This is a genomic window from Xanthobacter sp. YC-JY1 (genome assembly GCF_021730305.1).
GTDB lineage: Bacteria > Pseudomonadota > Alphaproteobacteria > Rhizobiales > Xanthobacteraceae > Xanthobacter > Xanthobacter flavus.
Map to the genome: position 1 here is coordinate 2,802,903 of NZ_CP032674.1, position 12,981 is coordinate 2,815,883.

15 protein-coding genes are annotated in these 12,981 nt (G+C 67.4%); 12 read left to right on the forward strand and 3 right to left on the reverse strand.

Annotated elements, in window-relative coordinates; genetic code table 11:
- Nucleotides 1-75 precede the first annotated feature (75 nt).
- Entirely contained in the window at nucleotides 76-1,326 is a 1,251-nt protein-coding gene (tyrS, locus tag D7006_RS13085; RefSeq protein ID WP_237353287.1) for a tyrosine--tRNA ligase, read from the forward strand.
- A 355-nt stretch (nucleotides 1,327-1,681) separates the two neighbouring features.
- Nucleotides 1,682-3,004: a 30S ribosomal protein S12 methylthiotransferase RimO gene (rimO, locus tag D7006_RS13090; protein WP_237353288.1), complete on the forward strand. Its 1,323-nt coding sequence runs from the start codon at nucleotides 1,682-1,684 to the stop codon at nucleotides 3,002-3,004.
- 186 nt (nucleotides 3,005-3,190) lie between these two features.
- On the opposite strand, the gene D7006_RS13095 is transcribed toward rimO, so the two are convergent.
- Nucleotides 3,191-3,898, reverse strand: coding sequence for a type 1 glutamine amidotransferase (locus D7006_RS13095; protein ID WP_237353290.1), 708 nt, complete (start codon nucleotides 3,896-3,898; stop codon nucleotides 3,191-3,193).
- Between the two features lie 369 nt (nucleotides 3,899-4,267).
- Between D7006_RS13095 and D7006_RS13100 the strand changes: the two genes are divergently transcribed.
- Nucleotides 4,268-4,828, forward strand: a complete 561-nt coding sequence (locus tag D7006_RS13100) for a manganese efflux pump MntP family protein (protein WP_237353292.1) — start codon at nucleotides 4,268-4,270, stop codon at nucleotides 4,826-4,828.
- A gap of 225 nt (nucleotides 4,829-5,053) precedes the next feature.
- The gene (rpsD, locus tag D7006_RS13105) at nucleotides 5,054-5,671 is read left to right on the forward strand and encodes a 30S ribosomal protein S4 (RefSeq protein ID WP_024278816.1); all 618 of its coding nucleotides are present in this window, start codon (nucleotides 5,054-5,056) and stop codon (nucleotides 5,669-5,671) included.
- 97 nt (nucleotides 5,672-5,768) lie between these two features.
- Here the strand turns inward: rpsD and D7006_RS13110 are convergent, their stop codons facing one another.
- Entirely contained in the window at nucleotides 5,769-6,092 is a 324-nt protein-coding gene (locus D7006_RS13110) for a DUF1476 domain-containing protein (RefSeq protein WP_237353293.1), read from the reverse strand.
- A 356-nt stretch (nucleotides 6,093-6,448) separates the two neighbouring features.
- Between D7006_RS13110 and purC the strand changes: the two genes are divergently transcribed.
- The 8 genes from purC to D7006_RS13150 all read left to right on the forward strand — a co-directional run bounded on the left by purC (nucleotide 6,449) and on the right by D7006_RS13150 (nucleotide 12,012).
- Nucleotides 6,449-7,243 (forward strand): phosphoribosylaminoimidazolesuccinocarboxamide synthase, encoded by a 795-nt coding sequence (gene purC / locus D7006_RS13115; protein ID WP_169120021.1) that lies wholly within the window; start codon nucleotides 6,449-6,451, stop codon nucleotides 7,241-7,243.
- A 166-nt stretch (nucleotides 7,244-7,409) separates the two neighbouring features.
- Entirely contained in the window at nucleotides 7,410-7,652 is a 243-nt protein-coding gene (gene purS, locus D7006_RS13120; RefSeq protein WP_169120019.1) for a phosphoribosylformylglycinamidine synthase subunit PurS, read from the forward strand.
- Nucleotides 7,653-7,699: 47 nt separating this feature from the next.
- Nucleotides 7,700-7,927 carry a hypothetical protein gene (locus D7006_RS13125; RefSeq protein WP_237353295.1) on the forward strand — a complete coding sequence of 76 codons (228 nt, stop codon included), beginning with the start codon at nucleotides 7,700-7,702 and terminating at the stop codon, nucleotides 7,925-7,927.
- Nucleotides 7,928-7,933: 6 nt separating this feature from the next.
- Entirely contained in the window at nucleotides 7,934-8,632 is a 699-nt protein-coding gene (purQ, locus tag D7006_RS13130; RefSeq protein WP_169120015.1) for a phosphoribosylformylglycinamidine synthase subunit PurQ, read from the forward strand.
- A 37-nt stretch (nucleotides 8,633-8,669) separates the two neighbouring features.
- Entirely contained in the window at nucleotides 8,670-10,877 is a 2,208-nt protein-coding gene (gene purL, locus D7006_RS13135) for a phosphoribosylformylglycinamidine synthase subunit PurL (protein ID WP_169121431.1), read from the forward strand.
- Nucleotides 10,878-10,908: 31 nt separating this feature from the next.
- Nucleotides 10,909-11,145, forward strand: a complete 237-nt coding sequence (locus D7006_RS13140; RefSeq protein ID WP_237353296.1) for a BolA family protein — start codon at nucleotides 10,909-10,911, stop codon at nucleotides 11,143-11,145.
- A 170-nt stretch (nucleotides 11,146-11,315) separates the two neighbouring features.
- Entirely contained in the window at nucleotides 11,316-11,654 is a 339-nt protein-coding gene (gene grxD, locus D7006_RS13145; RefSeq protein ID WP_169120013.1) for a Grx4 family monothiol glutaredoxin, read from the forward strand.
- Between the two features lie 100 nt (nucleotides 11,655-11,754).
- Complete coding sequence (locus D7006_RS13150) at nucleotides 11,755-12,012, forward strand: hypothetical protein (protein WP_237353297.1); 258 nt, start codon at nucleotides 11,755-11,757, stop codon at nucleotides 12,010-12,012.
- A 60-nt stretch (nucleotides 12,013-12,072) separates the two neighbouring features.
- On the opposite strand, the gene folD is transcribed toward D7006_RS13150, so the two are convergent.
- Complete coding sequence (folD, locus tag D7006_RS13155) at nucleotides 12,073-12,951, reverse strand: bifunctional methylenetetrahydrofolate dehydrogenase/methenyltetrahydrofolate cyclohydrolase FolD (RefSeq protein WP_237353298.1); 879 nt, start codon at nucleotides 12,949-12,951, stop codon at nucleotides 12,073-12,075.
- Nucleotides 12,952-12,981 lie beyond the last annotated feature (30 nt).

The window sequence follows — 12,981 nt, forward strand, 5'->3', positions numbered from 1 at the left end:
ATTCTTGCGCCGGACCTGATACACCACCGCTCCTTTCCGGCGCGTGAGCGCCAGCCTCAAGCCTGAATCTGCGTGATGACTTCTCCTTCCTTCCGCTCCGACTTCCTGCGCACCCTCTCCGAGCGCGGCTACATCCACCAGTGCTCGGACCTTGAGCGCCTCGATGCCAAGGCCGCGGAAGGGCCCATCACCGCCTATATCGGCTTCGACGCCACCGCATCGAGCCTGCATGCGGGGCACCTGCTCTCCATCATGATGCTGCGCACCCTCCAGCGCACCGGCCACCGGCCGATCGCGCTCATGGGCGGCGGCACCACCAAGATCGGCGACCCGTCCGGCAAGGACGAAGCCCGCAAGATGCTGACGGACCAGCAGATTTCGGACAACATCGCGTCCATCCGCAAGGTCTTCGCGCGCTTCCTCGATTTCGACGGCGGCGCCATCATGGAGAACAATGCGGGCTGGCTGGACGAGCTGAAATACATCCCCCTCCTGCGCGAGGTGGGGCCGCATTTCACCATCAACCGGATGCTGACGTTCGATTCGGTGAAGCTGCGCCTGGAACGCGAGCAGCCGCTCACCTTCCTCGAATTCAACTACATGATCCTGCAGGCCTATGACTTCGTGGAGCTGAACCGGCGCCACGGCTGCATGCTGCAGATGGGCGGCTCCGACCAGTGGGGCAACATCGTCAACGGCATGGAGCTGGGCCGCCGCATGCACGGCGCCGACCTCTTCGCGCTGACGACCCCGCTGCTCACCACCTCCTCCGGCGCCAAGATGGGCAAGACCGCCGGCGGCGCCGTGTGGCTCGATGCCGACCTTCTGAGCCCCTACGAGTACTGGCAGTACTGGCGCAATGCGGGCGATGCGGACGTGGAGCGGTTCCTGAAGCTCTTCACCGAGCTGCCGCTGGACGAGATTGCCCGCCTCGCCGCCCTTCAGGGGCAGGAAATCAACATCGCCAAGGAGGTGCTCGCCACCGAGGCGACCGCGCTCCTGCACGGCCGCGAGGCCGCCGAGAAGGCCAAGGAGACCGCCCGCACCACCTTCGAGCAGGGCGCGCTGGCCGTGGACCTGCCCACCGTGGAGCTGCCGCGGGCGAAGCTGGAGGCGGGCCTTCCCGTTGCCAACGCCTTCGTGGAGGCCGGCCTCGTCGCTTCCACCAGCGAGGCGCGCCGCCAGATCAAGGGCGGGGGCCTCAGGGTGAACGACGCCGCCGTGACCGACGAAAAGGCGTCCATCGACCTTGCCGCGCTCACCCCCGAGGGCGTGGTGAAGCTCTCCATGGGCAAGAAGAAGCACGTGCTGCTGAAGCCGGTGTGAGGCGCGGGGCCGCTCTCTTGCCTCGGCCGACTGGAGCGGAGCGGAAGGAGAGCCGTGGCCCAGCGCCACATGTCGCCGAAGGCGGCCTGATCCCGGGGATCTTCCAGAGTGTCGCCGGCTTCGCCGACCTTTCCCCTGGGCCCCGGCTCGGCGCTCCGGCTTCGCCGTCGCTGGTCCGGGGAACACGTCCTCCCTCCTTCGGCCACAAAGGCCGGTCATTGGGCGCAGCGTTGACGGCCCCGTCGCGCTGACGTAAGCGCACGCCCTTCGCACAGCCACCTGTTTCAACGCATTTTCTTCACGCGAACCGGTACCCACTTCGCTCGAAAATGCTTCAGAAAGAACCTGCCTCCCCATGGCCGAGCCCGCGCCGCGCATCTCCTTCGTTTCCCTCGGCTGCCCGAAGGCGCTGGTGGACAGTGAGCGCATCGTCACGCGCCTGCGCGCCGAGGGATACGAGCTGACGAAGACCCATCAGGGCGCGGACCTCGTCATCGTCAACACCTGCGGCTTCCTCGACAGCGCCAAGGCGGAAAGCCTCTCCGCCATCGGCGAGGCGTTGGCGGAGAACGGCAAGGTGGTGGTCACCGGCTGCATGGGCGCCGAGCCCGAGCAGATCCGCGAGGTGCATCCCAGCGTCCTCGCCATCACCGGCCCGCAGCAATATGAGAGCGTGCTCGCCGCCGTCCACGAGGCGGTGCCGCCGCAGCACGATCCCTTCCTCGATCTCGTGCCTGAGCAGGGCGTGAAGCTCACGCCCCGCCACTACGCCTATCTCAAGATCTCCGAAGGCTGCTCCAACCGCTGCACCTTCTGTATCATCCCCAAGCTGCGCGGCGACCTCGTCTCCCGCCCCGCCGCCGACGTGCTGCGCGAGGCCGAGCGGCTGGTGAAGGCGGGGGTGAAAGAACTGCTCGTCATCTCGCAGGATACCTCCGCCTATGGGGTGGACCTGCGCTACGCCCCGAGCCAGTGGGGCGACAGGGAAGTGGCGACACGCTTCCTCGACCTCGCCGCGGCGCTGGGCGACCTCGGCGCCTGGGTGCGCCTGCATTATGTCTATCCCTACCCGCATGTGGATGCGGTGATGGAGCTGATGGCCGCCGGCAAGGTGCTGCCCTATCTCGACATTCCCTTCCAGCATGCGAGCCCCACCGTGCTGAGGCGCATGAAGCGCCCGGCCTCGCAGGAAAAGACCCTTGCCCGCATCCAGGCGTGGCGGGCGGCTGTGCCGGACCTGACGCTCCGCTCCACCTTCATCGTCGGTTTCCCCGGCGAGACGGAAGCGGAGTTCGAGGAGCTTCTGGCCTTCATGGAAGAGGCCGAGATCGACCGCGCCGGTGCCTTCAAGTTCGAGCCCGTGCGTGGGGCGGATGCCAATGCCCTGCCCGATCCGGTGCCGGACGAGGTGAAGCAGGACCGCTACGACCGCTTCATGCGCACCCAGCAGAAGGTCTCGGCGCGCCGGCTGAAGAAGAAGGTCGGCACCCGTCAGCAGGTCATCATCGACTCCGTGTCGCCCGAAGGCGCCATCGGCCGCACCAAGGGCGACGCGCCGGAGATCGACGGCACGGTGAAGGTCTTCTCCCGTCGCCCGCTGCGCGTGGGCGAGATCGCCACGGTGAAGATCGAGGCCGCCGGGCCCTACGACCTCACCGGCACGGCCGTGGGATTCTGATCTGAACTCAACCCGGGAGCCGGCCAGGCTCCCTCTCCCCTTGCGGGAGAGGGTTGGGGTGAGGGGTATTTGCCCCTTTGCCCCACCAGCCGCTGAAACGGCAACAGCCCCCTCGCCCGTCTCGCGGCTGCGCCGCGATCCACCCTCTCCTACAAGGGGAGAGGGAAGAAGGGAGAGAGGCATCCCTCACCACGTCGCCTTGAAGTTGCGGTAGAGCTGCTCCGCCGCCGCTGCGAAGACCGGCATCCGCTCCTTGGTCGCGTTCTCGAGCAGCGCCTGCCCGCCGGCGCCGGTGATGGCCTCCAGCGCGCAGCGGTATTCGGGAATCACGCCCCATTCCGGCACCGTCTCGTCGGTCAGCTCCACGTGATACTGGATGCCGAACGCCTTCTCCCCCACCTGCAGCGCCTGAATGGCGCAATGCTCGTTCTCGGCCAGCACCACCCCGCCCGGCGGCAGGGCCAGCACCGCCGCGCCGTGCCACTGGAGGGTCGGGAAGGTGGGGCCGAGGTTCTTGAAGAGGGGGGATTCGCGCCCGGCCGCCGTCAGCGAGACGTCGGTGACGCCCACTTCCGGCCGGGGCATGAGGCCGACCTTGCCGCCCAGCGCGTCGGCGAGGAGCTGGTGGCCGAGGCATACGCCGAGATAGGGCTTGCCGGTGGCCATCCAATCCCGGATGGCGGCCTTCTCGGCGACGAGCCAGGGCAGTTCTTCCTCCTGCCACACGTCCATGGGCCCGCCGAACACCATGAGGGCAGCGAAATCGTCGAAGGCCGGGATGGGCTCGCCCTCGTCCAGCTCCACGGCGTGCCATTCCACGCCGTCGGCCTGCATGAACTCGCGGAAGCGGCCGGGGTGCTCGCAGGCGACATGCTGGAAGACGAGGACTTTCAAGGGATGGCCTCCATGAACGACGCGACCGTCGGACGTGCGACGGGCGGTGCCTTGATAGTGAACCGCCACGCCACAGCCCCGCAACCAGTTTTCCTCACAGGCAAAACGCGAATGCGAGTTAGTTGCGCTAAAGAGTGACTTCCCCGGGTTTACCCCCCACCCGCCAAGCCGCTATCAGAGGCGCGATCGGGGAGTAGCTACCGCCTTGGAGTGCACCAAAGCGGGGTCGTGCCAACAGGCTTGCGCGGAAAGCGCATGGCGCGACCAGCCGAACGTTTCGGCCCGGCGAGACCGTGACGCACCGGTTCGCGCGCGGACGGGCCGGATGCGCCAGGGTTCTCAAGCCTCCCCTTCCGCCGGACAATTTTGATGTCGCCTGCCACGATTCTCGTGCTCGCCATGAGCATGTCCATGGACGCCTTCGCCGTCAGCGTGGGGCGCGGCGCCGCTATGGGCCGCCCGCGCGTGTCCGAGGCGCTGCGTACCGGCATGGTGTTCGGCCTCGTCGAAGCCGCAACGCCGGTCATCGGCTGGGCGGCAGGGCTTGCCGCCAGCAGCTATGTGGAGGCGGTGGACCACTGGATCGCCTTCGCCTTGCTCGGCGGCGTCGGTGTGCACATGCTCGCCTCCGCCTTCTTCGCGCGGGAGGAGGAAGAGGCGCCGCGCGGGCGGTCCCTGCCGATTCTGCTCGCCACGGCGGTCGGCACCAGCATCGATGCGATGGCGGTGGGCGTGTCGCTCGCCTTTCTGGACGTGAACATCTGGATCACTGCCGCCGCCATCGGCCTTACTACCTTCATCATGTCGTCCGGCGGCATGCTGCTGGGGCGGCTTGTCGGCGCGCGTTTCGGGCGGGTTGCGGAGGTCGTCGCCGGTGTGGCACTGGTCGCCATCGGCGCCACGATCCTCATCGAGCATCTCAGCGCCTGAGGCGGAAATGTCGGTCGGCGTTGACTCCCCACGCTTTCGCGACTAAGAACCCGCCACCTTTGCGGGCCGGGAATGGCCCGCTTGGCGTTTCACGCACCCGTGGCATCGCAAGGCAGCGCGCCGGGCGAGCCTGTCGGCGGAACGGTCCGGAACCTCGTGTTCCATCCATTTCGCAGAGGAGGGGCGCGATCCAAACCCGAACGAACCAACAGGGATCCGCGTTACATGAGCAAGCGCATTGCGGCCAAGCACAAGATCGATCGCCGTATGGGCGAGAACATCTGGGGCCGCCCCAAGAGCCCGGTGAACCGTCGTGAGTACGGTCCCGGCCAGCACGGCCAGCGCCGCAAGGGCAAGCTGTCCGACTTCGGCGTGCAGCTGCGCGCCAAGCAGAAGCTGAAGGGCTATTACGGCTCCATCGGCGAGAAGCAGTTCCACAAGGTGTACGTCGAGGCTTCCCGCCTCAAGGGCGACACCGGCGCCAACCTCATCGGCCTGCTGGAGCGCCGCCTGGACGCGGTGGTCTACCGCGCCAAGTTCGTGCCCACCATCTTCGCCGCCCGCCAGTTCGTCTCCCACGGCCACGTGAAGGTGAACGGCAAGCGCGTGAACATCCCGTCCTACCTCGTGAAGGTCGATGACGTGATTGAGGTGAAGGAAGCCTCCCGCCAGCTCGCCATCGTGATCGAGGCGCAGCAGCTCGCCGAGCGCGACGTGCCCGACTACATCGAGCTCGACACCCACAAGCTCACCGCGCGCTTCGCCCGCATCCCGGAGCTGAACGAGGTGCCCTACCCGGTTCAGATGGAACCGAACCTCGTGGTCGAGTTCTACTCGCGCTGATCCGGCGCGGGACCCGAAAAAGAAAAGGCCGCCCACCGGGCGGCCTTTTTGTTTGGGCCGCCGCGTCGTCCGACGCGGCGGGAGACCCTCAGCAGACTCAGCTGCCGGACTTCACCTCGGCCGCGGCGGCGGCGAGGAACTCGTCCATGTTGCGGCGGATCTGGTGGTCGGAGACGTCCACCTGCTTGGCGTCGAAGTCGGCGCGCAGCTTGCGGAACACGTCCTCGTCACCGGCTTCCTCGAGGTCGGCCTCGACGACGGCCTTGGCATAGGAGAGAGCCTCCTCGCCGGAGAGACCCAGCTTCTCGGCGGCCCACAGGCCGAGCTTCTTGTTGCGGCGGGCGAGCGCCCGGAACCGCGTCTCCTCGTCGAGCGCGAAAGCCTTTTCGAAACCTTCCTCGCGCTTGTCGAACGTGGTCATGGCACCCCTCTTCCTGCGAATGGGCGGCCGGCGGCCGGCCTGATCTGTCTGCGCGGACCTGGCTGATTTGGGTTGCCGCTGCGCTCACGCAAGGGCAGCCGTCGTCCGCACGCGCGCCTTGAATATCCCCCGCCTCATATTAGATCAACGTCAGTAAAGCTCCGCGCCCCGTTGCGACCGTGCGACCAGATGGCCGCCCCCGCCTCTTCAAGGGGATGGCCCGGGCGGGCTCATCGGGACGCGCGTTGTATCCAGCCGTCCAATCGGCTAGTGTCCGAACGGGCTTGGGATGTCCTTGAAACAGACATCCCCGGCCCCGCCGAGGAGCGTCACACGAACGGAGCCTTGGCAAACCCATGGATTTCCTCAATCGACGGTATACCCCCATGAGCCGCCGCCGCCGAATCTACGAAGGCAAGGCGAAAGTCCTGTATGAAGGACCCGAGCCCGGCACACTTATTCAGCACTTCAAGGACGATGCCACGGCCTTCAATGCGAAGAAGCACGATGTCATCGACGGCAAGGGTGTGCTGAACAACCGGATCTCGGAGTACATCTTCTCCCGGCTGAACGACATCGGGGTGCCGACCCACTTCATCCGCCGGCTGAACATGCGCGAGCAGCTCATCCGGGAAGTGGAGATCATCCCGCTTGAGATCGTGGTGCGCAACGTGGCCGCCGGCTCCATCTCGACCCGCCTCGGGATCGAGGAAGGCACCCAGCTGCCGCGCTCGATCATCGAGTTCTATTACAAGAACGACGCGCTCAACGACCCGATGGTGTCGGAAGAGCACATCACCGCCTTCGGCTGGGCCACCACCCAGGAAATCGACGACATCATCGCCCTCGCGATCCGCGTCAACGACTTCCTGTCCGGCCTCTTCCTTGGCGCCGGCATCCGTCTTGTGGACTTCAAGATGGAATGCGGCCGCCTGTGGGAGAACGACATGATGCGGATCGTGGTCGCTGACGAGATCAGCCCCGATTCGTGCCGGCTCTGGGACATCAAGTCGAACGACAAGATGGACAAGGACCGCTTCCGCCGCGACATGGGCGGCCTCGTCGAGGCCTATACCGAGGTCGCGCGCCGGCTCGGGATCCTGATGGAGAACGATCCGACGCAGGGCAAGGGTCCCGTCCTCGTGAAGTGAGACGTCAATTCGGGCGGGGGCGTTGAGTCCTCTACCCGAAAAGTGCTAGGCGGGGGCCGGATCGGCCCCCGTTTTGCGTTGCTGAGCCCCATACGGGCTTGGCGATGCCCGGCGGTAGGCAAGCAACAGCGCGGGCGCAAGCGCGTGCCATGAAGGCGAGGTTTCCATGAAGGCCCGAGTGATCGTCACCCTCAAGTCGGCGGTGCTCGACCCGCAGGGCAAGGCCATCGAAGGCGCGCTGCGGTCGCTGGGTGTGGCCGGCGTGCAGAGCGTGCGGCAGGGGAAGGTGTTCGACGTGGAGCTGGCCGGCAACGACCGCACCGCCGCCGAGGGCGCCCTCAAGGACGCCTGCGACAAGCTCCTCGCCAACACCGTGATCGAGACCTACAAGGTCGAGTTCGCCGAGTGATGTGATATTCTGGCGGCCGCTTCAGGGAGCAAGGCCGCCGAGAGGGCATGATGGCCGAGATCACCAACGAGCTTCTCATCGAGGTTCCGAAGTCGATCCCGCGGGACGCAGCCCCCGGCCGGCGAGCCATGACGGCTCGCGAAGAGGTGATCGCCCGGCGCGATCCCCGACAGGCCGTGGGGCAGGACATGAACACCATATACGGCATGCACGCGGGCCGTGACGCGCGGCTCGCTCGCATCGAACGCAGGCTCGGCCTCGTCGGCATCCACTGAGAGATCATGAAACCAGCCGTCATCCTCTTCCCTGGCTCCAATCGTGAGCAGGACGCCGTGCGCGCGCTGCGGCTCGTCGCCGGCGCCAAGCCCCAGGTGGTGTGGCACGCCGAGCACGAGCTGCCCAAGGGCACCGACCTCGTGGTCCTGCCCGGCGGCTTCTCCTATGGCGACTATCTGCGCTGCGGCGCCATCGCCGCGCGGGCGAACATCATGGACGCGGTACGCGCCCACGCCGCCCGCGGCGGCCTGGTGCTCGGCATCTGCAACGGCTTCCAAATCCTGTGCGAGGCGGGGCTGCTGCCCGGCGTGCTGGTGCGCAACGCCCGCCTGCGCTTCGTCTGCCGCGAGGTGCTGCTCCGGGTGGAGCGGGCCGATACGCCCTTCACCAAGGCCTATCGCAAGGGCGAGCTGATCCGCATCCCGGTGGCCCACGGCGAAGGCAATTTCACCGCCTCCGAGGCCAACCTCGCGCGGATCGAGGGCGACGGCCGTGTCGCCTTCCGCTATGCGCGCCGCGACGGCCAGATCGACGAGACGGACGGCCCCAACGGCGCCATCAACGGGATCGCCGGCATCTATTCCGAGAAGTTCAACGTGCTCGGCATGATGCCCCACCCGGAAAACTACATCGAGCCGGAGATCGGCCCCACCGACGGACGCGGCCTCTTCGAGAGCCTCGCCGGCGCCCTCAAGGCGGCGTGAGCCGCGGCCTCAATTCGGATCGACGCCCGTGAACCTCATTCCCAATACCCCCCGCATCACGCCGGAACTCGTCGCCGAGCACGGCCTGAAGCCGGAGGAGTACGATCACTTCGTGAAGCTGATCGGCCGTGAGCCGACCATCACGGAGCTCGGCATCGTCTCCGCCATGTGGAACGAGCACTGCTCGTACAAGTCCTCCAAGGTCTGGCTGCGCACCCTGCCCACCACCGGCAAGCGCGTGATCCAGGGGCCGGGCGAGAATGCCGGCGTGGTGGACATCGGCGACGGCCTCGCCGTCGTGTTCAAGATGGAGAGCCACAACCACCCCTCCTTCATCGAGCCCTATCAGGGCGCGGGAACGGGCGTGGGCGGCATCCTGCGCGACGTGTTCACCATGGGCGCGCGGCCCATCGCGGCGCTCAACGCCTTGCGCTTCGGTGACTGCCACAATCTGAAGACCCGCCGCCTGCTGGCCGGCGTGGTGGCCGGCATCGGCGGCTATGGCAATTCCTTCGGCGTGCCCACGGTGGGCGGCTCGGTGGGCTTCCACAAGCGCTACAACGGCAACATCCTCGTCAACGCCATGGCCGTCGGCCTCGCGAAGACCGACGAGATCTTCTACGCGGCGGCCACCGGCGTCGGCCGCGCCATCGTCTATCTCGGCTCGAAGACCGGCCGCGACGGCATCCACGGCGCCACCATGGCTTCGGCCGAGTTCGGTGCCGACGCCGAGGAGAAGCGCCCCACCGTGCAGGTCGGCGACCCCTTCGCCGAGAAGCTGCTGCTGGAAGCGTGCCTCGAGATCATGCAGGCGGGCTGCGTGGTGGCGATCCAAGACATGGGCGCCGCCGGCCTCACCTGCTCCGCCGTGGAGATGGGCGCCAAGGGTGACCTGGGCGTGGAGCTGAACCTCGACGCCGTGCCCTGCCGCGAAACCGGCATGACGGCCTATGAGATGATGCTCTCGGAGAGCCAGGAGCGCATGCTCATGGTGATCGCCGACGGCAAGGAAGACGAGGCGGAGGCCATCTTCCGCAAGTGGGGCCTCGACTTCGCCATCGTCGGCCACACCACCGACACCCTGCGCTTCGTGGTGAAGCACAAGGGCCTCGTGGAAGCAGACCTCCCCATCAAGGAGCTGGGCGACGAAGCGCCGGAATACCGTCGTCCCTACGAGGAGCCGGCCCCGCGCCCCGAGATCCTGCCTTCGGACGTGCGCACCACCGCCTCGGTGGCGGACGCGCTGGAGCGGCTCATCGCCTCCCCGGACCTGTGCTCCAAGCGCTGGGTGTGGGAGCAGTACGACCACCTCATCCTCGGCAATACCGTGCAGCGGCCGGGCGGCGACGCCGCGGTGGTGCGCGTGAATGACGGGCCCAAGGCCCTCGCCATGACCACCGACGTGACGCCCCGCTATTGCGAGGCCGGCCCCTTCGAGGGCGGCAAGCAGGCGGTGGCCGAGGCGTGGCGGAATCTCACCGCCGTGGGCGCCACCCCCATCGCCGTCACCGACAACCTGAACTTCGGCAACCCCGAGAAGCCGGAGATCATGGGCCAGTTCGTGGCCTGCGTGAAAGGCATCGGCGCGGCCTGCGAGGCGCTGGACTTCCCGGTCGTCTCCGGCAACGTCAGCCTCTACAACGAGACCAACGGCAAGGCGATCCTGCCCACCCCGACCATCGGCGGCGTCGGCTTGATCGAGGATCTCGACCAGACCATGACGCTGGATTTCAAGGCGGCGGGCGAGCCGGTGCTGCTCATCGGCAAGACCAAGGGCTGGCTCGGCGCCTCCGCCTTCCTCGCCACCGTGTGCGAGCGCGAGGAAGGGGCCCCGCCCCCGGTCGATCTCATCGCCGAGAAGCGCAACGGCGACTTCGTGCGCAACCTCATCCGCGACGGCGTCGCCACCGCCGTGCATGACGTATCGGACGGCGGCCTCCTGGTCGCACTGGCCGAAATGGCCATGGCCAGCGGCATCGGCGTCTCGCTGGAAGACGCGCCGGACGGCATGGACCCCTATGCGTGGTGGTTCGGCGAGGATCAGGCGCGCTACGTGGTCACCGTCGCGTCCGGCCAGGGCGCCGAGGTGATCCACAAGGCGGAGATGGCCGGCGTGCCGGTCATGAAGATCGGCAAGACCGGCGGCGACCGCTTGATCGTGCCGGACGACCGCTCGATAGTCGTGGAATCGCTGAAGGATCGGCACGAGACGTGGCTGCCCATCTACATGGGCGCCTCGTCCTGACGCTTTCGCGCACAGCAAGGACGTTTCGACCATGCCCATGAATGCCCGCGACATCGAGCAGCTCATCAAAGATGCGCTGCCCGACGCGACCGTGGTGATCGAGGATCTGGCTGGGGACGGCGACCACTACGCCGCCCGCATCGTTTCGGCCTCGTTCCGCGGCAAGAGCCGGGTGCAGCAGCACCAGATGGTCTATGCCGCCCTCAAGGGGAACATGGGCGGCGTGCTGCACGCCCTCGCCCTGCAGACCTCCGCGCCGACCGAATAGAGCGGCTTCCTGCGCACCGCGTGCGCCGCACCATCGCGGCGCCCCAACACGCGCCTGTGCAAGCGTGTCGCCGCCGTGTCGCGCCCTGCACCCTTGCGCTTTGGGCCACATGGGCCGATCTTTATCGGCGGAAGGCCTTCTTTCCGGCCGCAGACATTGGATTTGAGACCATGGGCATTCGTGACGATATCGACGCCATCGTGAAGTCTGGCGATGTGGTGCTGTTCATGAAGGGCACGCCGCAGTTCCCGCAGTGCGGCTTCTCCGGCCAGGTGGTGCAGATTCTCGACCACGTGGGCGTCCCCTTCAAGGGCGTGAACGTGCTCGAGAACGACATGATCCGCCAGGGCATCAAGGACTACGCCAACTGGCCGACCATCCCGCAGCTCTACATCAAGGGCGAGTTCGTGGGCGGCTGCGACATCGTCCGCGAGATGTTCCAGTCGGGCGAGCTGGTCCCGCTGCTGGAAGAGAAGGGCGTCGCCATTCGCGACCGCGCCATCGGCTGATTCTAGCAGCGTGAACGCACCGCCATCGGCGCCTGAGGCGGCCTTGCCGCCGGCCCCGCTCCCGCCGCCGCAAGCGGCGGGTTGGGGGCTCAAGGTCGCCATGGCTTTCGGGCTGCTGGCGGATGCCGGTGTCGTCATCCTGCTCATCGCCATTTCCGGCTTCGTCTTCGGCGGGCCGGAAGGTGCGCGGGGCGAAATTTACGCCGTGATGGAATGGGCCGGCGCGGTGGCGACCTTCGTCGTTCCGCCTGCGATCGGTCTCTGGTTCTGGCGGCGCGGCCGGCCCGATCTTGGCATCGCGCTCGCATGGCTTCCGCCGCTCGCGGCACTGGCCGCCTTGGCCCTCGGGCTGCTCTAGATCACCCCTGCCCGGCCAATAGCCGGCGGCGCGATGCCGCCGGCTATTTTCGTGCGAGTCTCAGGCGGCGAGACCCTTCTGCCGCTTCGCCGCCGTCAGCGTGTTCTGTAGCAAGCAGGCGATGGTCATCGGCCCGACACCGCCGGGAACCGGCGTGATGAGGCCGGCAATGCCCTGCGCTTCCGCATAGGCCACGTCGCCCACGAGGCGCGTCTTGCCGTCGTCCTTCGGCACCCGGTTGATGCCCACGTCGATCACCGTCGCGCCCGGCTTGATCCAGTCGCCCCGCACCATCTCCGGTCGGCCCACCGCCGCCACCAGGATATCCGCCGTGCGGCATTCGCCGGGCAGGTCGCGGGTGCGGGAATGGGCGATGGTGACGGTGCAGTCTTCCTTCAGCAGCAGCTGCGCCGCCGGCTTGCCGACGATGTTCGAGCGGCCGACCACCACCGCCTTGAGGCCGGCGAGGCTGCCGAGATGGTGCTTGAGCAGCATGATGCAGCCGAGCGGCGTGCAGGGCACCAGCGCGTCGAGACCCACCGCGAGGCGGCCGGCATTCACCACATGGAAGCCGTCCACATCCTTGGCGGGATCGATGGCGGCGATGACCTTGGTGGCATCGATCTGCGCCGGCAGCGGCAGCTGGACGAGGATGCCGTTCACCGCCGGGTCGGCGTTCAGCTTCGCCACGAGGGCGAGAACGTCCGCCTCCGGGGTATCGGCCGGCAGCTTGTGCTCGAAGGAGGCCATGCCGGCCTCGGCCGTCTGGGCCGCCTTGTTGCGCACATAGACCTGGCTGGCAGGGTCCTCGCCCACCAGAACCACGGCGAGGCCGGGGGTGAGGCCGGCGCTGGCCTTGAGGGCGGACACCTCCTCGGCGATGCGGGCGCGCAGGCCGGCCGCGAAGGCCTTGCCGTCGATGGGTTTGGTCTCGATCACGAAGCACCCCCAGGAATCATCGGGAGACCG

Coding starts and splice junctions, on each gene's coding strand:
- rpsD (WP_024278816.1), top strand. CDS start 5,054: ATGAGCAAGCGCATTGCGGCCAAGCACAAGATCGATCGCCGTATGGGC.
- D7006_RS13110 (WP_237353293.1), bottom strand. CDS start 6,092: ATGACCACGTTCGACAAGCGCGAGGAAGGTTTCGAAAAGGCTTTCGCG.
- tyrS (WP_237353287.1), top strand. CDS start 76: ATGACTTCTCCTTCCTTCCGCTCCGACTTCCTGCGCACCCTCTCCGAG.
- D7006_RS13100 (WP_237353292.1), top strand. CDS start 4,268: ATGTCGCCTGCCACGATTCTCGTGCTCGCCATGAGCATGTCCATGGAC.
- D7006_RS13150 (WP_237353297.1), top strand. CDS start 11,755: ATGGCTTTCGGGCTGCTGGCGGATGCCGGTGTCGTCATCCTGCTCATC.
- purC (WP_169120021.1), top strand. CDS start 6,449: ATGGATTTCCTCAATCGACGGTATACCCCCATGAGCCGCCGCCGCCGA.
- D7006_RS13125 (WP_237353295.1), top strand. CDS start 7,700: ATGATGGCCGAGATCACCAACGAGCTTCTCATCGAGGTTCCGAAGTCG.
- purS (WP_169120019.1), top strand. CDS start 7,410: ATGAAGGCCCGAGTGATCGTCACCCTCAAGTCGGCGGTGCTCGACCCG.
- rimO (WP_237353288.1), top strand. CDS start 1,682: ATGGCCGAGCCCGCGCCGCGCATCTCCTTCGTTTCCCTCGGCTGCCCG.
- purQ (WP_169120015.1), top strand. CDS start 7,934: ATGAAACCAGCCGTCATCCTCTTCCCTGGCTCCAATCGTGAGCAGGAC.
- D7006_RS13140 (WP_237353296.1), top strand. CDS start 10,909: ATGCCCATGAATGCCCGCGACATCGAGCAGCTCATCAAAGATGCGCTG.
- grxD (WP_169120013.1), top strand. CDS start 11,316: ATGGGCATTCGTGACGATATCGACGCCATCGTGAAGTCTGGCGATGTG.